The organism is Oleidesulfovibrio alaskensis DSM 16109 (assembly GCF_000482745.1).
In the GTDB taxonomy this organism is placed as follows: domain Bacteria; phylum Desulfobacterota; class Desulfovibrionia; order Desulfovibrionales; family Desulfovibrionaceae; genus Oleidesulfovibrio; species Oleidesulfovibrio alaskensis.
On record NZ_AXWQ01000007.1, the window covers coordinates 85430 to 106432 of the forward strand.

12 protein-coding genes are annotated in these 21003 nt (G+C 60.1%); 10 read left to right on the forward strand and 2 right to left on the reverse strand.

Going from position 1 to position 21003, the window contains the following annotated elements; all coding sequences use genetic code 11:
• The first annotated feature begins 251 nt into the window (after positions 1-251).
• Genes H586_RS0107125 through H586_RS19990 form a run of 8 tightly spaced genes read left to right on the forward strand, consistent with a single transcriptional unit; the run spans position 252 to position 15186 of the window.
• The gene (locus H586_RS0107125) at positions 252-1292 is read left to right on the forward strand and encodes a GDP-L-fucose synthase family protein (RefSeq protein WP_051363911.1); all 1041 of its coding nucleotides are present in this window, start codon (positions 252-254) and stop codon (positions 1290-1292) included.
• Between the two features lie 46 nt (positions 1293-1338).
• Entirely contained in the window at positions 1339-2565 is a 1227-nt protein-coding gene (locus H586_RS0107130) for a glycosyltransferase family 2 protein (protein ID WP_011366559.1), read from the forward strand.
• The gene (locus tag H586_RS0107135) at positions 2562-3482 is read left to right on the forward strand and encodes an NAD-dependent epimerase/dehydratase family protein (protein WP_081701795.1); all 921 of its coding nucleotides are present in this window, start codon (positions 2562-2564) and stop codon (positions 3480-3482) included. The genes H586_RS0107130 and H586_RS0107135 overlap by 4 nt, the downstream gene beginning before the upstream one ends.
• 46 nt (positions 3483-3528) lie before the next feature.
• Complete coding sequence (locus tag H586_RS20400; protein WP_027181695.1) at positions 3529-5457, forward strand: class I SAM-dependent methyltransferase; 1929 nt, start codon at positions 3529-3531, stop codon at positions 5455-5457.
• 30 nt (positions 5458-5487) lie between these two features.
• The gene (locus H586_RS0107145) at positions 5488-6819 is read left to right on the forward strand and encodes a tetratricopeptide repeat protein (RefSeq protein ID WP_155891359.1); all 1332 of its coding nucleotides are present in this window, start codon (positions 5488-5490) and stop codon (positions 6817-6819) included.
• Positions 6812-8311, forward strand: a complete 1500-nt coding sequence (locus H586_RS19980; protein WP_051363912.1) for a class I SAM-dependent methyltransferase — start codon at positions 6812-6814, stop codon at positions 8309-8311. Before H586_RS0107145 ends, H586_RS19980 begins: the two co-directional genes overlap by 8 nt.
• On the forward strand, positions 8308-10236 hold the full coding sequence (locus tag H586_RS19985; RefSeq protein WP_051363913.1) for a glycosyltransferase family A protein: 1929 nt from the start codon (positions 8308-8310) through the stop codon (positions 10234-10236). Before H586_RS19980 ends, H586_RS19985 begins: the two co-directional genes overlap by 4 nt.
• A 33-nt stretch (positions 10237-10269) precedes the next feature.
• Positions 10270-15186 carry a glycosyltransferase gene (locus H586_RS19990; RefSeq protein ID WP_051363914.1) on the forward strand — a complete coding sequence of 1639 codons (4917 nt, stop codon included), beginning with the start codon at positions 10270-10272 and terminating at the stop codon, positions 15184-15186.
• A gap of 196 nt (positions 15187-15382) precedes the next feature.
• On the opposite strand, the gene gmd is transcribed toward H586_RS19990, so the two are convergent.
• Both gmd and H586_RS18535 read right to left on the reverse strand, forming a co-directional pair.
• A complete protein-coding gene (gene gmd, locus H586_RS0107170; RefSeq protein ID WP_027181698.1) occupies positions 15383-16531 on the reverse strand; it encodes a GDP-mannose 4,6-dehydratase in 1149 nt (382 codons plus the stop codon).
• A 284-nt stretch (positions 16532-16815) separates the two neighbouring features.
• Complete coding sequence (locus tag H586_RS18535) at positions 16816-18555, reverse strand: bacteriohemerythrin (protein ID WP_162147960.1); 1740 nt, start codon at positions 18553-18555, stop codon at positions 16816-16818.
• Between the two features lie 292 nt (positions 18556-18847).
• Here H586_RS18535 and H586_RS0107180 point away from each other — a divergent pair, with 292 nt between their 5' ends.
• Positions 18848-19717, forward strand: coding sequence for a glycerophosphodiester phosphodiesterase (locus H586_RS0107180; protein WP_011366567.1), 870 nt, complete (start codon positions 18848-18850; stop codon positions 19715-19717).
• 140 nt (positions 19718-19857) lie between these two features.
• Positions 19858-20922, forward strand: coding sequence for a magnesium/cobalt transporter CorA (gene corA, locus H586_RS0107185; RefSeq protein ID WP_011366568.1), 1065 nt, complete (start codon positions 19858-19860; stop codon positions 20920-20922).
• Positions 20923-21003: the final 81 nt, after the last annotated feature.

The window sequence follows — 21003 nt, forward strand, 5'->3', positions numbered from 1 at the left end:
CATGGCGTCTGTGTACCGCCTGCTTTTGCATCTTGCATGGAACACGCCGTGGTTTATTGTTTTTTGCTGCGTACTGATGCAGGGTTGCGGGGGCTGCGGTATCAGGATGCTGCGGCGGACACACCGGAAGCGGTTTGCCGTGTTTGCTGCTGGACCGGTTTTTGCTTGCCACAGGGGTGCGGCCGACGCAGCCGCGGCGCCGGGTGTGCGGACGTCATTTTTTTGGGCTTTTGTATATGTAAGGGTATGTCATGACCATTGATACGGATGCTTCGATTTTTGTAGCCGGCCACCGGGGACTTGTGGGCAGCGCCATTGTCCGCTGTCTGCAGGGGCACGGTGCACGCAATCTGCTGCTGAAGACTCATGCCGAGCTGGACCTGACCGACCAGCATGCCGTTGCCGGTTTTTTTGCACGTCACCGGCCTCAGGTGGTGTTTCTGGCGGCGGCCAGAGTGGGCGGCATTCTGGCAAACGATACATATCCTGCTGACTTTATACACATCAATCTGGCAATTCAGAACAATGTGCTGCATCAGGCGTATGTGCACGGGGCGCGCAGGCTGCTTTTTCTGGGCAGTTCGTGCATTTACCCGCGGCTTGCTCCGCAGCCGCTGCGCGAAGAAAGCCTGATGACCGGACCGCTGGAGCAGACCAATTCCGCCTATGCCGTGGCCAAAATAGCGGGCATTGAAATGTGCCGCGCCTATAACCGGCAATATGGTACGTCATTTGTGCCTGTCATGCCGACAAACCTTTACGGGCCGGGCGATTCCTTCAGTCTTGAGTCGTCGCATGTGCTGCCTGCGCTGCTGCGCAAATGCCATCTGGCGCGGATGGTCATGCAGGGCGATATGCAGGCCGTGGAACGGGATGAGCAGGTGTTCGGTCCGCTGCCCGCCGACGTGCGGACGCATCTGGGGCTGGACGCTGCGGGGACTGCGCCGCGCATCGCCGTGTGGGGATCGGGCAATGCGCTTCGTGAGTTTCTGCATGTGGATGATCTGGCGGCGGCGTGCGTGCATCTGGTGTTCCGCACGCAGGAAACGGACCTTGTGAACATAGGTACGGGCGAAGACCTTACCATCCGCGAACTGGCGGAACTTGTCCGCAGTGTGGTGGGTGTGGATGCGCCGCTGGTTTTTGATGCTGCAAAACCCGACGGCACACCGCGCAAGGTGCTTGACGTCTCGCGGATGCATTCGCTGGGCTGGCGGCCTTCCATCGGGCTGCGTCAGGGCATTGCACAGGTGTACCGCTGGTATCTTGACCGGCTGGAAAGCGCGGCATGAGGCATGCCGCAGACGGGCTGCCGTGCAGGCCGCAACGGAGAATCCGATGACACAGGAATACGGCGGGCTGAAGCTGTCAGTAATTATTCCCACGCATAACCGCATGGATATCGTGGTGAAAAATTTGCTGTGCCTTGCACGGCAGACGCTGCCGGCGGACAGCTTTGAGGTGCTGGTCTGTGACGATGCATCGACGGACGGCACATGGGAAGCGCTTCAGTCGCTGTCCACCCCGTATGCGCTGCGTCTGTTCCGCCTGCCGCAATGCGGGGGGCCGGGCAGGGCCAGAAATCTGCTTATCCGCGAGGCGCGCGCAGAAGCGTTGGTTATCCTTAACGATGACGCGCTGCTGACACCTGCCGGACTGGCCATGCACGCGGCGGCGCTTGAAATGACCAGAGGCGAGCGCATAGCGGTGCTGGGTCGTTTTTCCTTTCCTGCCGATTACCAGCGCACGCCTTTCGGCTGTCTGCTGGAACATACAGACCTGTCTTTCCGTTTTCCGCTGTTCACACCTGGTAACTTTTACGGTGCCAACGCGTTTTATTCCTGCAACCTTGGCATTTATGCCGAAGCCGTGGCCGAAGCAGGGTATTTTGATGAAGGATACGCCGGTGCCGGTGCCGAAGACATGGAACTGGGCGACAGGCTGGCGAAGCTGGGCAATATGGTGGTGTATCTGGATAAATGCGTTGCCGTGCACGAGCACAGACTTACCGTGCATGACTTCTGCCGTTCGCAGATAGGCAGAGGCGGCGGCGGAGTGGTGCGCTGCATGAATGATTTCAGTCAGGTGTTTCATTACGATGACATGGACACAGCCGCGCTGGAACGGCTGCGCAGGGGGCTGCACAGGGCCGAGGATGCGGTGCTGCGTCTGAAAGATGCCGTACACGCGCTGCACCGGCGTGCTGCCGTAGGCGAAGATGTGGCGCCGCAGGACATTCCGTGGCGGGGCGTGCCGCTGCGGTACAGCGCGCATGACCAGTGGCGCATGCCGCCGCGCGCCGTGGAGCGCGAGGCGCAGCAGGCACTGGCGGATATGGTGCCGCTGCTGAAAAGCAGAGAACTTTCCGCCGGCGATATGGGCGCGCTGTATCAGGTGTGCTCTTTTCTTAAATGGCGGTACGACACTGTGGGCATTTCCCGTTCGCCGTGGATTGACGAATACGCGGCCCGCAAGGCCGAGCGTCAGGCTTCGAGACAGGCGGGACAGTCCTTGTGCGCAGCGGCGCAGAATCAGGAATCCCCGGCCGGGCGGCAGGAGACATGATGGTTAAAACGGTTCTGGTGACAGGGGTCAACGGCTTTATCGGCAGCCATGTGGCCGCGCTGCTGGGCAAAAGTCACCGTGTATACGGCACGGGCGGCGCGCCTGCCTGTTCCGTGCCGCTGGCCGGATACAGGCAGATGGTTCTGCCCGACCCGCAGCTGGCCGCGTTCATGCGTCAGGTGCGGCCCGATGTGGTCATCCATTGTGCCGGTCGCGGTTCCATACCGTATTCCGTCAACCATCCTGCAGAGGATTTTGACGCGGGACCGCGTCTTGTTGCCCATGTGCTGGACAGCATGCGCCGTGCGGCAGTGCCTGCGCGGTTCTTTTTTCCTTCCAGCGCTGCGGTGTACGGTAATCCGGAGCGCCTGCCCGTATCCGAGGACGCCCCGCTGTGCCCTGTTTCGCCCTACGGTTGTCACAAGGTCCTCAGCGAAAAACTTATCAGCCAGTATCACAGCCTGTACGGCATTGAGTACGTGGTTCTGCGGGTGTTTTCCTGCTACGGCGAGGGGCTTTCAAAACAGCTGTTGTGGGATGCGGCGGTGAAGGCCTGTGCCGGCAGGGTGGAACTGAGCGGCACCGGCGAAGAAACACGCGATTTCATTCATGTGCACGATCTGGCCCGGCTGGCTGAACTGCTGATGCTGCGTGATGTGTCGTGCGTTACGCTCAACGCCGCAAGCGGCAGACAGGTTTCTGTAAAAGAGCTGGCCGGTCTGCTGATGCGCGGGCTCGAGGCCGATGTGCCTGTGCTGTTCAGCGGCGCACAGCGGCAGGGCGACCCGCTGCGCTGGCAGGCCGATGTTGCGCGCATGCAGTCGCTTGGTTTTGAGCCGCATATTTCTCTGGAAGAAGGTGTGCGCCGCTTTGCCCGCTGGTTCAGGCAGCAAGGGGCCCGCCGCAACGGCAGCTGACGGCGTGCGCGCCGCGCAATACGCAACACGATTCAAGGAGGCGGCAGTGTCCACACTCGGACTTGTCATTCAATGGGGCAGTGACGGCTGGCAGGGCGGTCCCAATTATCTTAAAAACCTCGCGCTTGCCGTGGCTTCCGTGCCGCAGGCCCGGCGCCCCCGCATGGTTTTTTTTGTCAGCCCCGATCAGGTGGACCATCTTGAGCAGTACAGGAACATCATTCCGCTGGCTCATGACGTGCGTGTGTTCGATCCTGCCGCACAGATGGACGATATCGATGTGCTGTATCCTTTTCCCGGCAAGGGACAAGCCCCCGCCGGAGTCACGCGGGTGCACTGGATTCCTGATTTTCAGCACTGCCACCTGCCGCATCTTTTTTCCGAAGCGGATCTTGCGTGGCGTAACAGGCATTTTGCCGCGCTGGCTGCCGGTTCCGACATGGTGGTGCTGAGCAGCCGTGCGGCGCTGGATGATTTTTGCCGTTATTTTGATGTCCGGTGCCCCACCCATGTGCTGCGCTTTGCCACATCGCCCGAACCGGACTGGTTTTCCGGAAACCCGCGGGCGGTGCAGGCCCGTTACGGTATCAGCGGCCCGTATCTGATGTGCTGCAACCAGTTCTGGGTGCACAAGGATCATAAAACCCTGTTTGCCGCTCTTGCCCTGTTGCGGCGGCAGGGGGTGGAACTGCCGCTGGTGTGCACGGGAGCCGCTGAAGATTCCCGTCATCCGGAGTATATGGCTTCGCTGCGCGGTATGCTGGAAGATAACGGACTTTCCGGTCAGGTCGCCATACTGGGGCTTATTCCCCGCAGCGATCAGATACAGCTGCTGCGCGGCGCCAGAGCAGTGGTGCAGCCGTCGCAGTTTGAAGGCTGGAGCACCGTCATTGAAGACTGCCGTCTGCTGGGTACCAGTGTGGTTTATTCCGACATTCCCGTACATCTGGAACAGGCCGTGCCCGCGGGCATTCCCTTCCGTGCGGGAGATGCCGCCGCGCTGGCCGATGTGCTGGGTACTCACTGGCAAAGCTGGCACGCTGCTGCCGGTACCGCGGTGGAAGAAAAAGCGCTGCAGGATTCGTATGAAACCCGCGTGCGTTTCGGTCTGGAGGTGGCCGGTATGATGGAACAGGCGCAGAAAGCCGCCGCAGGGTCTGCCGCCGTGTGCGCAGGTCCGGCACCGCGGCAGGACGCAGCGGTTCGCGGGGCAGTCCCCGTGACGGACGAGGTTTCGGGCAGAAACAGCTACCGGGTGAAAGGCACCCAGTGGTATGCGCCGCCGCTTGCCGGTGCGGCCACGTTTGCGGCGGCCTTGTTCGAGGCCCCGGTTTACGAGGGCACACTGGAGGTGCTGCGCAGGCTGCCGCAGGACGACTATCTGCGCTATCTCAAGGGATTCATGTCCAGCGGTATGCGCCGTTTCGGTCCGCACTGGAAATATGCCGATATCTGCACCGTGCTGTACACGCTTGCCGGCATGCTGGGTGCCGGACATTATCTGGAAATAGGTGTGCGTCAGGGCCGCAGCATGGCCATGGTGGCCGCGCGCCGGCCTCAGGTCGACATAGCCGCATTTGATATGTGGTGCGCCGGTTATGCGGGCATGGACAATCCCGGCCCCGACTTTGTGCGCGCCCGGATGCAGGCGCTGGGACATACGGGAAAGCTGGAGTTTGTGGACGGAAACTCGCACGAGACTCTGCCCGCATATTTTGCCCGCAACCCGCAGGCGGCGTTTGATCTGATAACCGTGGACGGCGACCATACCCCGCAGGGCGCGGAGCAGGATATTACGGATGTGCTGCCGCATCTGCGTGTGGGCGGAGCCATTGTTTTTGACGATGTGGCTCATCCCGCCCATCCCGAACTAATGCAGGTATGGCAGGACGTGGTGCTTTCGCGTCCGGAAATGAGCGGCTTCACCTTTTCCGAAGTGGGATACGGTGTGGGCTTTGCAGTGCGCATGCGCTAGCGCCGTGCGGAATTTATGGGAGAAACGTTGATGAACGGCATACAGTCTGACTCTGCCGGAGCCGCCCGTCTGGTAAAGGATGTCCGGCGTTCGCCCGAACCGCTTTCGTGGGCAACCCAGCTGTATGCGCTGAAGCCGGTGCAGCAATGTCTTAAACAGGGGAACTATTCGGGAGCTGTTGAAAAACTGGCCGCGTTGGGCAGAGAGTACCCCGGGTCAAGCGTGTTTGCCTGCGAACTGGCGGCACTGCTTTACAACCTGCAGTACCGGACGCAGGCGGTTGCCGCTCTGGAGGCTTTTTCGCGCCTTTATCCCCGCGACCACAGGTCACGGGCGTATCTGGGCACGATCAGGCTTCAGGAGGGGGACTTCAAGGCGGCGCTCGGGTTGCTTGCCGGAGCGCTGGAGTCGGGCAGCCACGATCTGTTCACCCGTACGAACTACAAGTATGCGGTGCGCCGCATAGCAGGAGCAAAGCCCGTACAGGCGGAAAAGCCGTCCTATGTCATAGCCACCAGCATTCCTCCGCGGGATATTGAGGAAAGCCGCAGAGCGCTTGCATCGTGGACAGCGACAGGCGCTGCCATACATTCGCTGAACACGGCGGAAGAGATAGAACTGCTCAGCCCGCATTTTGACAATGTGCATTTTGTGCACAGCCCGCGTACGGCCAAAGCCAGTTTCGGTAAAGACTATCAGTACCTTTCCAGCATACTGGAGCATCTGGCACAACAGACGGCGCAGGTGTGCGCCATAATCAATTCCGACATAATTCTGAGTTGTGAACCCGAAGACATGGCGCTGCTGGTGGAACAGGCCCGAACAACCTTTCTGTTCGGTTCGCGGCTGAATGTGGATACTGCCGGGGATGACTGCGGCAGAGTGTATGAGCGCGGATTTGATTATTTTCTGTTTCCGCGTCAGCTTGCCGCCGCCATTCCCCGTACCGAGTATTGTCTTGGCATGCATTGGTGGGATTATGCTTTTCCATGGCTCGCAAAGAGGGCTGGGGCTGCCCTTGCGTTCTGCTATTCCCCCGTAGCCAGGCATGTCAATCATCCGGCGCGCTGGAATGAACAGATGTTTTATGATTTCGGAATGTATACGGCAAAAATTATGATTCCGGAAATTGCCGCACTTATTGAGCAGAGTGCGGCAGGTCATATTTTTTCCGATGAATTTTTCTGCAATATGGCATTGTCCACATATTCTTCGCTTGTCGGGGCCTCCAAGCCTGTGCATTGCCGATCAGAATGCATGCAGAATGTAATAGCCCCTGTTGACGGAATGCGTATCGCCGTCGACCTGCTTTCGACAAATCTTTGCACAACCAGCGTAAAAAGCGAGGATAGTCATGCATAATGCGTCTTCATCAGCCAACAGTGTCAGAATGATACCCGCAGAAAGCGACGCACTGCGGGCACTGCATCAGGCAGGTCTGTACAGGGCGGGTACTCCGCTCAGGCTGCATCTCGGATGCGGCGAGACGCATCTTGAGGGGTATGTGAATATAGATTACCCGCAGGACAGGCATGCCGTGATGCGGACAAAGGCCGACATCTGCGCGGAGATAAAGCAGCTGCGTTTTCCCGACAACAGTGTGGATGAAATCAGGCTGCATCATGTGTTCGAGCACTTTAACCGTGTGGAGGCACTGGGACTTCTGGTGCGCTGGCACCGGTGGCTGCGTACGGGCGGAGTGCTGCACATCGAAACGCCTGACCTTGAAGGAAGCGCCCGCACGGTGCTGTCGGACGTGCCCCTGAAGGAAAAAACCGCCGCGGTGCGGCATCTGGCGGGCGATCAGACAGAGACATGGGCGTATCATATCGATCATTGGTTTCCTCAGCGGTTTCAGACCACGCTCAGTCATCTGGGGTATGGTGAACAGCGTATAACAGCAGATCGGTGGAAGAAGCCTCCGCACCTTGCCAATGTTACCGCCGTGGCTGTCAAACAGGCTGATATACCGCTGGAAAAACTGCTGCAGGCTGCTGATGAACTGCTGTGGCTGAGTACCGTGGCTCCGGCGGAAATTCCCACCTATGAGGTGTGGAAAAAACAGCTGCGCGAATTTATGGCCTACCGCCCTGTGCACCCTGCTGCCGGGCAGCCTGCACAGCAGCAGACTGCCGGTACTGTGCTGCCGCCGCTTTGCGCCGCCCCGTTGAAGGACATTCATGATTTCAATCAGCGCGGGCGCGACCGCTGGATGGCGGCAAAGGCGGCCGCGGTACCGGACGGCGCCCGCGTGCTGGACGTGGGGGCGGGAACGTGTCCGTACCGTCCGCTTTTTTCACACTGCCGCTATGTGGCTCATGATTTCAAAGAGTATCAGGGCGAAAAGCTGGGTGGCGGCACGGACTACGGCGATATTGATCTGGTGGGCGACATTACCGCCATACCGGCTCCCGATGCGTCGTTTGACGTGGTGCTGTGCACGGAGGTTCTGGAGCATGTTCCTGATCCGGCAGCAGCCCTGCGCGAGATGGTCCGGCTGCTGCGTCCGGGCGGCAGGCTGCTGCTTACGGCCCCTCTCGGGTCGGGGCTGCATCAGGAGCCGTTCCACTATTATGGCGGATTCACTAGGCATTTTTATGAAAAATTTCTGCCGCCTCTGGGCATCAGGATAACGGAGCTGCGGCCCAACGGCGGTTTTTTCCGTCATCTTGCGCAGGAATGCGCCAGAGTATCGTGGCTGCTCGATAAAAAACCGGAACTTGCCGACGGGCGGGCAGAAGAACTGCGTGCGTTTTTCGGCGAAATGCTGCCCCGTTATCTTGCAGGGATGGATGACAGATACATGCTGGAAGATTTCACTGTGGGATATTTTGTGGAAGGAGTGAAAGCGTGAGGACGCAGGCCGTCGTATTCAGCAAGGACAGGGCGCTGCAGTTGCGCGCCACCCTCGAATCGCTGCTGCTGCGGTGCACTGATGCCGCGGAGGAACTGCGTGTGCGAGTGCTGTACAAGGCTTGCGGCGAGATGCACAGGCGGCAGTACGACAGTCTCAAAGAGAGCTTTCCGCAGGTGGAATTTGTGGCCGAGACGGATTTCCGCATCCAGCTGCTGCGTCTGCTGGCGGACACGCCGTACGTGCTGTTTCTGGTGGATGACAATATTTTTTACCGCGATTTTTCACTGGGCGGCGTGCTGGAATGTCTGGAAGCCGCCCCCGGGGCTGTGGGGTTTTCATTGCGGCTGGGGCGCAACACCACCTACTGCCACACGCAGGATGCACCTCAGCGCGTTCCCGGCTGTACGGTACTGCGTGACAACGTGCTCTGCTGCCGGTGGCGCGGGGCGGACCATGACTTCGGGTATCCGCTCGAAGTTTCCAGCTCGGTGTACCGTACAGCGCACATGCTGGCTTTGCTGCATGATATGCCGTTCACCAACCCCAACCTGCTGGAAGCGGGGCTCTCGCGCCGGACGGGTGCGGTGGAAGATTCGTTTCCGCAGCTGCTGTTTTTCGACCGGTCAGTGACTTTCTGCAACCCGTTGAACAGGGTGCAGGATACCTTTGCAAACCGGGTTGCGGACGAGCCGGTGGACGCGCAGGCGCTGGCGCAGCTGTACGCGCGCGGACAGATGCTGGATGTGGCGGCATACGGTGACGCCCTGCCTGACGCGGCACATTACGAAATGCCTTTGCGGCTGCGGTCTGTGCCCGCAGAGCCGGAGCATCTGTCAGTTACGGACAGGCCGTTTATTTCCGCGGTCATCCCTGTGTACAACGGGGCGTCGTTTTTGCCCGATGCCGTGCGCAGCCTTCACCGGCAGCGCTACGAACCCATGGAAGTCATCATAGTCAACGACGGCAGCACAGACGATTCTTCTGCCGTCGGCGCGGCGCTGGCAGCGCAGTATCCCGCCCTGCGCATACGGGTGGCGGACAAGGAAAACGGCGGGCTGGCATCGGCCCGCAATGCCGGTATAGGTCAGGCCGGAGGCGGCTGGATACTGCCGCTGGACTGCGATGATTGTTTTGCGCCGGAATTTGTGGGCCGGGCGGCTGAAATAATATCGCAGCGGCCCGGGGTGAATCTGGTATTCGCCAATATGCAGGAATTCGGAGCCCGTCAGGGGCGCTGGAATCCTGAACCGTACTCTCTGCAGGAACTCATGCGGCGCAATACCTTTCCGTACGCTTCGCTGTACCGGAAAGAGCTGTGGGAACAGAGCGGCGGGTATGACCCTTCCATGCCGTGGGGGGCCGAAGACTGGCTTTTCTGGCTTTCCTGCGCACCGTTCGGGTTGTGCCCGCACAGAATAGAAGAGCCGCTTTTTCTGTACCGTACCCATCCGCACGGTTCCATGTACACCCGCATGATGGAACGGTGGGATGTGGTGCGCGCCTGTCTGCGCACGCTGCTGCCCGCCCTGTATCCTGCCGCGGCACTGCTGCAGGACCATACCCTTGTGGCCGGTATGGATGCGGATACGGCCGGTGTCATAGCGGACATACGCACACGGCATCCCCGTGCGGCCATGCCCGCCTTCTGGCAGGGGCTGGTGCACGAGGCCTCGGGCCGTACGGCGGAAGCCGTTGCAGGGTACATGCATGCCGCCGCGCATGCCCCGTATGCGCAGTGGCAGCCGCATCTGCGTCTTTTTATGTGCAATCTGCGGCTGGGCCGGAAAAAAGCGGCGCACGGCGCCGCGGTGCAGGCCGTTCTGCGCCGTCCCGAACTGGCTCCGCTGTTCAGCGGATATCGCGAACTGGACCTGCAGGCGCTGCTGCCGCGGAACATGTGTCCCGAAACTCCGCCCCGCTGAGGAGCCGCAGACGTCCGGACCAGAAACACAGGTATGACCATGACCACTACCGCGCCGGAACGAACCGGCATTCCGCATATTTCCGTAATTATTCCGGCACGGCGTTTTACGCCGGAGCTGGCGGATTGTCTGCGCAGTCTTCAGGCGCAGCGGCTGGCTGCGGAGCATTATGAAGTTTTGCTGGCCGGCGATCTGCCCGATGAGAATCCGGCCGGACTGGCTGAAACGGCCGGACTGCGGCTGCGTGTGCTGCGCGGTGCGGACATGGCCGGATGCGGCAGAGCCCTGACGGCGGCCGTGCAGGCAGCGGCGGGGCGCATAGTGCTTTTTCTGCCGCCGGATGCGGTGGCAGACCCTGCCTGTCTGCTGCTGCATGTGCGTGCGCATGATTCGGTTCCCGATGAGGAATTCGGTGTGTTCGGCAGGGTGGATGCCGTGTGCGGTCCGCAGGATACTGTCTGGTGTCATATGCTTGCGCGCTGGAACGCGGTGCAGCGCGGCGGGCCGTTTGAAACCGGCAGGCTGTACGGCGCGCAGGGTGTTTCCGCCGTCAACTTCAGCCTGCCGCGCAGAACCCTGCTGGCGGCACTGCCGTTGTCCGGAGATTCTGCGGGTGCAGTTGCCGGTGTGCTGGCGGCCCATCTTGAGTCGCTGCCTGCGGGAGTGGTCTATCTGGACGGGTGCTGCATCCGCCGTCGGCAGAACGGCGGGGTGCGTGATTTTGTGCAGGGAGCCGCCGGAGATGATGTCAGGCCTTTTCTGCGGCAGGAGCACTTCAGCGCCGCGGACAGGGCGTACTGGGCCAAGCCCCCTGCGCGGCTGCTGCGTGCCGTGGAAGAGATGACTGCCGTGCTGGAAGGACTGGAGCGGCAGATATGCCCGTTGCCTTCTTTTGCGCACATGCTGTCGCAGCAGGCGGTTTCCTGTCATGCAGAAGGGCTGGCCGCCCTGCGCACGCGCGATGTGCTGGCACTGCTTGAAAACGCCCGTACCGGACTGGATGCGTTTGTCCTGAATGTCGGCGGTGCGTGCGGGACCGGCCGGAATGTGTCTGCCGACTGGTTTTCCGCCATGTACCTGTTACGGCGGCTGCATGAGGTCATGCACCTTTCCGCCTGCGGTGCGCTGGCAGAATCCGGAGACTCTGCCGCCGCCCCTGCCATGCAGACCGCACAGCAGGGCAGAATTCTGCTGGCCTGCAATTATTTCTGGCCCATGGTGGGCGGCACCGAAGTGGTGGTGGAAGAGCTGGGTGAGCAGTTTGTGGCGGCCGGTTATGCTGTGGATGTGGCCTGCCGGCACATGGATACCCGTCCCGCGCTGACGCACAAGGGCATGCGCATTATTCCTCTGCACTGCTGGAAGGGGTTTCGCGATGACATGGGGCCTGATGCCCCGGCGTACCGCACGCTGGTGATGCAGGGGGGCTACGATGCCGTCATAGCGCTGGCCCATCCTGACAGCTGGGTCTGCTGTCTGCTGCGCGGCTTACCGAGCAAAGGCCGTCCGCGCATTATCATGATGCCCAGCATGAACGCCGATAACCTGCGTACATGGCGGCAGCAGAACGAAATGGACAGCATCCATGACGTGCTGCGTGCGGCAGACAGGCATGTGAGCGTGTCGGAACGGGGAGTGGATGCGGAGGTGCTGGACGGTCTGGGGCTGACGCACACGTTTATTCCCCATGCCGTGGACACGCGGCGGGCCGATATAAACATGCGGCAGCGTCTGGGTCTGGATGAGGACGTGCCGCTGGCGGTCTGTGTAGGAAACTTCTGGCCGGTGAAAAATCAGCTGGAGCTGCTGCGCACCATGACGGCGGCGCAGGGACGCTGGCAGCTTGTGCTGGCCGGAGGGCCCGCGCCGTGGCCTTCGTTGCGTGAGTATTTCATGCAATGCTGCGCGGCTGCGGAGCGCGATCCCAGAGTCCGCATGACGGGGACGCTGCCCAGAGAGGAGGCGGCCGCTCTGATTTACGAGGCGGATGTTCTGCTGCTTCCCTCGCTGGGAGAAAGTGCAGGCCCGCTGGTGGTGCTGCAGGCCATGGCCATGGGGACACCCTGGATAGCCACACCGCAGTGCAATTCCGTACAGGACGAGGCGGGCGGGCTCATTGTTCCGCTGGATTCTTTTCCCGCCGCCATGCAGGCCCTGCTCCGCGGGCCGCACAAAGCCCGTCTGCTGGCGGCGCTGGGGCGCGAACACTGGCAGCGCTGCTTTACGTGGGCGCGTTCGTTTCCGGTATTTATGGATCTGGTGCAGGGGCGCGAACCGGCCGCAGACCTGTCCATGCCTGCCGGGTTGCGCAGCCGCTGGCAAGAGGTGGCTCAGCAGATTGTGCCGCTGCAGACCTGCGACGGCAGTCCCGGCCTGCATGACTGCGGGCAGACTGCTGACATCTGTTCATGTGCTGTCGGCGGCGGTGCACGGGACTTTCTGTTCAGCGTGGTGACGGCCGCGTATAACTGTGAACCGTGGCTGGATGCCTGTATTGCTTCGCTTGCTTCCCAGTCACTGGGGTTTGAAGAGCACATCCAGCTGGTGCTGGTGGATGACGGTTCGCAGGACGGCACGGCAGCTGTTGCCGGACGCTGGGCCGCGCGGTATCCGGATAATATTCTGGTGCTGCGTACGGAAAACGGCGGTGTGGCTGCCGCACGCAACACGGGGCTGCCCCATGCGCGGGGCCGGTGGGTGACTTTTATAGACGCCGACGACTGCGTGAGCGAAAACTATTTCACCGCCGTGCGGGAAGCGCTGAAAAACAATGAGGACGGTCTGGCGGCGGTGTCCTGCCGTCCGGTGTATCTGTTTGACGACAACACCCTGCACGACACCCACCCGCTGCGGTATAAATATGCCCGGTCTGCGGCCGTCGTGAACCTGCAGAAACAGCCGGAATACATTCAGCTGGCGGTCAATGCGGTGTTTCTGGACAGGCAGCGTCTGGCGCAGTCGGGTGTGCTTTTTGACAGCCGGGTCAGGCCTTCCTTTGAAGATGCCCATTTTCTTAACAGATACTTTCTGCATACCGGCATGAGCACGGTGTGTTTTCTGCGTGACGCCGTGTATTTTTACCGCAAGCGGGGCACACAGGACAGTCTGGTGGACAGCGGCTGGAAACGGCCGGAAAAATATCGTGACCAGATAGTGTTCGGTTATCTGGACCTGCTGCGGGCATACGCTGCAAAAACAGGGACTGTGCCGGAATTTATCCAGAATACGGTTTTTTACGATGTGTACTGGTATTTCCGTAAAATGCTGGACAGTACGCTGGAGTATGCTTTTTCCGACGGCGAGGCCGCGCAGATGTTCGGTCTGCTGCGCACGGCGTTCCGTTTTGTGGACGTGCAGACCATGCTGCACAGCCCGCTGCCCATGATTCCCCTTTTTGAGCGGCTGGTCATGCTGCATGCACTCAAGTCGCTCGATCTGTCTTCGTTTCCGCTGGTGGTGCAGGAAGTGGCCGCGGACCGCGGTGCATTTGCCGTGTCCTGTTACGGAGGAGCTTCGGCCGTTATCAGTGCCGTGTCTGCCGAAACGGCAGGGCAAGGAGCGGGCCGGACGCTGGAGCCTGCGTGGTCCGCGGTTATCCGCTATGCCTGCGGCGGCGAAGACATGCTGGTGGAAAAGCGCGTCTGGTTCCGGCCGGAGCATGGGCGGAAGCTGCGGTTTACGGTAAACGGCAACCCCGTGCAGGTTCTGTGCGGCGGGCAGTTGTCCGATGAGGTCTCTGCAGCGTCGGTGGCCGCCGCCCGGTATCTGCCGCTGTCTGCCATGCCGGAACCGTTGCGTGCCCGTTACGACCGCGCCTGTGCCGGTGCGCAGGAATATGCAGGCTGCTGGCTGCTGATGGACCGCGTGCACAAGGCGGATGATAACGCCGAACATTTTTATTTCTGGCTGCGCGAACACGCCCCCCATATTCCCGTCTACTTTGTGCTGTCGCGCCGCTGTGCGGACTGGACGCGTCTGGCGCACGCCGGAGTGCGCCTGCTTGCATACGGCAGCGAGGCGCATTTCAGTGCGCTGGCGGGTGCTGCATGGCTTGTCAGTTCTCAGGTGGACCCGCCGGTGGTGGACCCGCTGGAAGTGCGCGAAAATTTCGGCGTACCTGCATACAAAGTGGCTTTTCTGCAGCACGGTATCATTACGCAGGACCTGTCCCGCTGGCTTAATAAAAAGCAGCTTGATCTTTTTGTGACATCATGCCGCAGGGAATATGATTCCATAGTGGAGGGTGATTACAAATTCACCCCCCGTGAAGTGGTGCTTACCGGTCTGCCCCGCCATGACACCCTGCTGCATCGTGCCCGTCAGCGCAGGCCGGGCAGGGTAGTGCTGTTCTGTCCCACATGGCGTATGCATCTGCGGCAGACCGCCGACCTGACAAGCCCCCTGACGCCGGAGGAAGGCCGGATTTTTACAGCAAGCTGCTACTTCAGGGCGTGGAATGCCGTGACCGGCAGCAGGCGGTTGGAACGGCTGGCTGCGGAGCATCGCTACCGCTTCATTTTTCTGCCCCATCCCGAAGTGTCGCGGTATCTGCCGCTGTTTGAAAAAACGGAAGCGTTTACGTTCATGAGTTATGCCGACCTTGCTTCCGTGCAGGATATTCTGCTGAGCAGCCGCATGCTGGTGACGGATTATTCCTCGCTGGCGGCGGAGGCGGCTTTTCTGGGCAGAAGCCTGCTGTATTATCATTTTCCGGAAAAGCGTTCGATATTCAGCGGGCATGTGTACACAAAAGGATACTTTGACTACGCGCGTGACGGCTTCGGCCCGCAGGCGGACAGCTTTGAAATGCTGGCGCACGAGCTGGAGACGGCCATACACCGGGGGTGTGTCAGGACCGCAGAATACGAGAAGCGTGCCGGTGAGTTTTTTACCCTGAGGGACGGCGGCAGCTGCCGCAGGGTGTTTGACGCCATAACCGCCCGTTCGTGATTGCAGGCGCGGTGCAGACGCGGTGCTGGCCTTTGCGGCGGCATGATGCATCATGCCGCCTGATGTTTCAGGCGGATGTAAAAAAGCGGGCAGGATGCGGTGCATCCTGCCCGTCGTTGCATGCGGCCGTGCCGGAAAAACAGAAAAAAGTTGCGGATGTGTCTGCAGCGTGCGCCGGGCGTACGTTGCGGTGCGTCTAGTCGTTGTATTCAAAAACGGTGAAGCCGCTGTCCAGACAAACGCGGTCGCGCGCGGCGATGTTCACATCTGTCTGCACCATTTCACGGACCATCTCTTCAAAGCTGATGCGCGGCGTCCAGCCGAGTGTTTCCTTGGCCCGCGAGGGGTCGCCCAGCAGTGTTTCCACTTCCGTCGGGCGGAAATAACGCCGGTCTACTTCAACTATGACATCACCGGGCGACGGCATGCGTGCCGTGCCGCTTTTACCGTTCAGGCATGCGGCAAGCCGGGTTTCGTCCACGGCCCGTACCACACCTTTTTCTTCGGCGCCGCTGCCCTGCCAGTCCAGAAAAATACCGACTTCAGCTGCCGAAATATTGACAAAATCACGAACGGAATGCTGTCTGCCCGTGGCGATGACAAAGTCCTCGGGGTGTTCCTGCTGCAGCATGAGCCACTGCATTTCCACATAGTCGCGGGCATGGCCCCAGTCGCGTTTGGCGTTCATGTTGCCCAGATAGACCTTTTGCTGCAGTCCCAGCGCTATGCGGGCCAGAGCACGGGTTATCTTGCGGGTGACAAATGTTTCGCCGCGTACGGGCGATTCATGGTTGAACAGAATGCCGTTGCATCCGTAAATGCCGTATGCTTCACGGTAGTTAACGGTAATCCAGTATGCGTACAGCTTGGCGCAGGCGTAGGGAGAACGGGGGTAGAACGGCGTTGTTTCCTTTTGCGGAATTTCCTGAACCTGCCCGAATAGTTCTGAAGTGGAAGCCTGATAGAAACGGGTATGCTTTTCCAGTCCCAGTATGCGGATGGCTTCGAGAATGCGCAGAGTACCCAGCGCATCGGTGTTGGCCGTGTATTCCGGAGAGTCGAATGAGACCTTTACATGGCTCTGTGCGGCCAGATTGTATATTTCATGCGGCCGCACTTCCTGAATGATCCGTATCAGGTTTGTGGAATCGGTCAGGTCGCCGTAGTGCAGAATGAACTTCCGCCCGTCCACATGCGGGTCCTGATACAGGTGGTCGATGCGGTCGGTGTTGAACGAGGAAGCGCGGCGCTTGATACCGTGCACCTCGTAGCCTTTGTTCAGCAGAAATTCGGCAAGATAGGCACCGTCCTGTCCGGTGATGCCTGTGATGAGTGCTTTTTTCATGACGTTCCGGAAAGTTTGTGTTGCTTTTTATGCGGTATTGTCAGGTTCTGGACATACAACGTAGTTGCCACCGTGACAATAGCATAAAGAATGCCGCAGCGGGATATATGCCGGTACTGCGGCATGATGCATACCCGCGCAATACGGGCGGCTCCGTCAGGGATGCCGTGCGCCGGAAAAATGCCGCACCGGTGTCCGGAGCGGCATCTGCGGGCGTATGCGGCGGTAAGGCTGTTCAGGCGGCATGCGGCTGTGCGGGAGTGCCGGGGGGCAGGCGCGGGGCGTCAGCGCACCCCTTTGCTGTTCAGAAACGCGGAGTACTGCTTATCCACCACCTGAATGTGGTTCAGTATCCATTCCTTGAGAAATTCCAGCAGTTCCAGCGAGACGGTTATTCTGCCTGAAACAATGTCCTGCTCCACGCTGAGCACTTTTTCACGCAGACTCTGGTGTATTTTTTTGTGATCTCTGGCACCGGGCACATCGTATCTGTCAAAAAGATCCTCTTCTTCCTTGAAATGGGTCAGCGTGTATTCCTTCAGCCTGCCCAGTGTATCCAGCATGACGCTTTTTGCCTTACCGGCCTTCATGGCGGCGGCCAGCTCGTTGATGAGCGCCACCAGATTTTTATGCTGGCTGTCCAGATGCCCTATATTGACGGAAAGGTCGTCCGTCCAGTTGAGGAACTGCCCGTCGCCCGTTGATACGGTTTTGCCGGTTTCGGCTTTTGCCAGAGCTGCCAGAATGGATTCCAGCTCCGCGATGAGCCCTGTAATGCGTGCCAGAGCTTCTGCCGAACGGGTCATGCCTGCGGTCGTTTCTTCTGCCGTGTCTTTTATTCCGGCGATGGCCGCGTTGATCTGGTCCGACGTGGCTGATTGTTCCTCGGATGCTGCGGCCATGTTCTGCACCATGTAGGATGCCTGAGAGATAATATCGATAAGATCGGTCATGTAGCGTTCTGAGTCGGCCGCGGCTGTGGCGGAATGGCCTATCTTGCCGGCAGCTTCGTCCACGGCATCCATGCTGTTTCTGGCCACGCGCCGGATGCCGTGCACCACCTCGTTCACTTCCTTGGTGGCGGATACCGTTTTTTCCGCCAGCTTGCGCACTTCGTCGGCCACCACGGCAAAACCGCGTCCCGCTTCACCTGCGCGGGCCGATTCTATGGCCGCATTAAGCGCCAGCAGATTGGTCTGGTCTGCAATATCGTTGATGACATTAAGCACCACACCTATGGATTCGGCCTGCGCGCCCAGTTCGTCCATGGTTGTTTTCAGGGCGCCTATGTTTTCCTCGACATCGGTTATAAGCTCCAGTGCCTTGTGCACCTCGCGCGATCCGGCCTGCGCCTTTTCCTGCGACCGGGCAGCCTGTGATGCCGCAGATGCCGCGTTGCGTGCCACTTCAAGCACCGCCGTGTTCATTTCGTTCATGGCAATGGCTATCTGTTGTGTTTTACTGTTCTGCACGCTTATGCCGCCGGTCACATGGTCTATGTCCGCCGTCACGGTTCTGAGCGAACCGGTAAGTTCTCCGGATATGTCGCCGGCCTTCTGTGTGGCTTTGTGCAGCGAAGAGAGCATAATTTCCACATCGGTGCGGTAGGCCTGTGCCTCACGGGTACTTTGTTCGAATTTTTCCGACAGGGTGCCGGCAGCCTGCGCTGCGGGGCTGTAGCTGTCGGCATTCTGCACCAGCGTCGTTGCCGTGCGGTGTATTTCCTTTGCCAGCGCGTGCAGTTCCGCCGCGCCTGCAAGCTGTGGCGTTACAGTGGCGGGGCTGTCACGCAGGGCGGCCGTATAGGCATGCAGCTTTTCAAGGGGGCGGCTGAAGCCCGCATGCAGCTGATACAGCCCCGCGGCAATGAAACCGCAGCCCGTGAGAGTCAGTACGCCGTACACGGTTATAAACGTGCCTGTGTGCGCCTGTACGGGCAGGATGAGCCATGAGCACACCGGAAAAAGCACAATGCAGATTCCGGCTGCCAGTAAAACGGTGTTCATGCGTGTGTAAAAAGACATCGTTCCCTCGCGGTTGCCGGTGGCAGATATGACCCTGTAAAAAATCAGGGTGCTGTATACTGTAAACAGGACAGGCCTTCCGCCCCCATGATTTTTACAACACATGAATGCCGTATACGGCGTTTTACGCGATAAGCCCTTGTTTTTACCGGAAGGGGGCCATACACTGAAACAGCCCCCGCATATGCGGCGGTTACAAAGAATCACCGGCGGGCTGCGCTGCCGCAAACCGGCCGGTTGTCGGCTGTTGCGCGGCGTACTGCCATGCCGGAAATCAGGCCAGAGGGTGACCATGTTTTATGAACTGATTCCCGCGCACGCTGTGTGCGCACATCGCGGCGCACGTTCTCTTGCGCCGGAAAATACCATGCTGGCCGCACATAAGGCTCTTGCATGCGGCGCGCACTGCTGGGAACTGGATGTGCAGCGTTCGCGCGACGGTGTGCCGGTGGTCTTTCACGACCACGACCTGTCGCGCACCACCGATGCGGCGCGGTTGTTTTCGCACGGCGGTTCTGCCCCGGTGCTGCAAACGGCGCTGCATGATTTTGCGCAGCTGCGCAGTCTTGACGCGGGCAGCTGGTTCGGCCGCAAGGATCCTTTCGGTACGGTGGCGTCGGGCGAAGTGACCCGCGGAGCGCTGGCAGCCATGGAAGGACAGCCCGTGCCCTCGCTGGCGGAAGCACTGCGCTTCACCCGTGAACATAGTTTTCCCGTCAACATAGAGATAAAGGAACAGGTGCATTCCCCGGGTGACATGCGCATCATCACAGAGGTGCTTGACATCATACAGGCCGAAGACTGCGCCGGACTGGTGCTGCTGTCTTCGTTCAGCCATGAGTATCTGCGCGAAGTCCGCCGCCAGTGGCCCGAGGTGCCTCTGGCGCTGCTGAGCGAAGGCGCAACGCCAGAAGAAACCCACCCGGCGGACGGCACTGCCAGCGGCATAGCCGGATACCTGCGGGGAATAGGGGCGCAGTCGTACCATCCCGACCATACGGTAACCGATGCCGGGCTGGTGCGCGAGCTGGCGGCGCTGGGCATAACCGTCAATGTGTGGACGGTGAATGACGCCGCCGCAGCCCGCGGTTTTCATGATGCCGGAGCGCGCTGCATCATCACGGACATGCCCCAGCGGCTGGTGCCGGACGGGCGGGGTTAGCGGTACTGCAGAACAGAGAGTGCTCAGTCCGCGCGGTTTTCCGCGCGGACTGTTTTTTTCTGCATCGTTGTGTATGCTGAAGGGCACAGGCGCAGGCACACCCGCACGGTGAACACCGGCGGCCCTGCCACGGAGGAATCATGGCCCGTTTTCTGAAAAAGATGGACACAAGGGCGGGGCGTCCGCCGGGTGCTCTGGTTTTTGTAGGCAGACAGAAAATAGATACGCCGCGTCTGCGTGTCATCGAATACGATGCGGACATGGCACGCGACGATTTTGTGCAGCACCCCGGTCAGCTTGCCGGCCGTACGCGGCCCGATACCGTGCTGTGGTGCAACGTGGACGGCGTGCACGATGCCGGACTGATGGAAACGCTGGGCGGGCTGTTCGGCATACCGGCGCTGGTGCTTGAAGACATCATGAACACAGGTCAGCGCCCCAAGCTTGAAGAGTTTCCCGGCATTGTCTTTGTTTCCATCAAAATGCCTTCACTCAGTCAGGACCGTTCGGCAGTGACGACAGACCAGTTGAGTGCCGTGCTCAGCGACGGCTGTCTGCTTACTTTTCAGGAACGTCCGGGAATGGTTTTTGAGCCGGTGCGCGAGCGGTTGAAAGGGCAGACAGGAAGACTGCGGCGGTACGGGCCGGATTATCTGCTGTACGCGCTGCTGGATTGCGTGTTTGAGGGGTATCTGAAAACCATTGAGGCACTGGGCGAGCGCATAGAAGAGCTGGACGACGAAATTTTTGAAGACCCCACGCCTGAACTGCTGCAGGAGATAACGCATTATCGCCGCGAGATGGCCTACATACGCAAGGCGGTGCGCCCCGCGAGGGAAATCGCGTTGCGCATGGCGCGGGTGGAAAACGGCCTTGTGGGCGAGGGCATTCAGCCTTTTCTGCGCGACCTTGCCGATATGGCCGAGATGACCGCCGATGCCGTGGAGGTGTACCGCGAACTGCTGAACGACCATCAGAACAGTTATAACATGGCGGTGGGCAACAGACTGAACGACATCATGAAGTTTCTGACCATTTTTTCCACGGTATTCATTCCGCTGTCGTTTCTTGCCGGTGTGTACGGAATGAACTTTGACGTGATGCCCGAACTGCACGTGGAGTATGCCTATTTTGTGCTGCTGGGCGTCATGGTGGCTGTCGCGGGGGGCATGCTGGTGTATTTCCGCTGGCGCCGCTGGCTGTGACACTGCACGCCGCGGCATGCCGCCGCGGTGCATGACAGTGGCGGAGACAGCACGGACGCAGTCTGCCGGAACCGCTCCGGC

Excerpts from the sequence above, each read along its gene's own strand:
- H586_RS0107125 (WP_051363911.1), top strand. The coding sequence starts at position 252 with ATGACCATTGATACGGATGCTTCGATTTTTGTAGCCGGCCACCGGGGA.
- H586_RS0107130 (WP_011366559.1), top strand. The coding sequence starts at position 1,339 with ATGACACAGGAATACGGCGGGCTGAAGCTGTCAGTAATTATTCCCACG.
- H586_RS0107135 (WP_081701795.1), top strand. The coding sequence starts at position 2,562 with ATGATGGTTAAAACGGTTCTGGTGACAGGGGTCAACGGCTTTATCGGC.
- H586_RS0107145 (WP_155891359.1), top strand. The coding sequence starts at position 5,488 with ATGAACGGCATACAGTCTGACTCTGCCGGAGCCGCCCGTCTGGTAAAG.
- H586_RS19980 (WP_051363912.1), top strand. The coding sequence starts at position 6,812 with ATGCATAATGCGTCTTCATCAGCCAACAGTGTCAGAATGATACCCGCA.
- H586_RS19990 (WP_051363914.1), top strand. The coding sequence starts at position 10,270 with ATGACCATGACCACTACCGCGCCGGAACGAACCGGCATTCCGCATATT.
- gmd (WP_027181698.1), bottom strand. The coding sequence starts at position 16,531 with ATGAAAAAAGCACTCATCACAGGCATCACCGGACAGGACGGTGCCTAT.
- H586_RS18535 (WP_162147960.1), bottom strand. The coding sequence starts at position 18,555 with ATGTCTTTTTACACACGCATGAACACCGTTTTACTGGCAGCCGGAATC.
- H586_RS0107180 (WP_011366567.1), top strand. The coding sequence starts at position 18,848 with ATGTTTTATGAACTGATTCCCGCGCACGCTGTGTGCGCACATCGCGGC.
- corA (WP_011366568.1), top strand. The coding sequence starts at position 19,858 with ATGGCCCGTTTTCTGAAAAAGATGGACACAAGGGCGGGGCGTCCGCCG.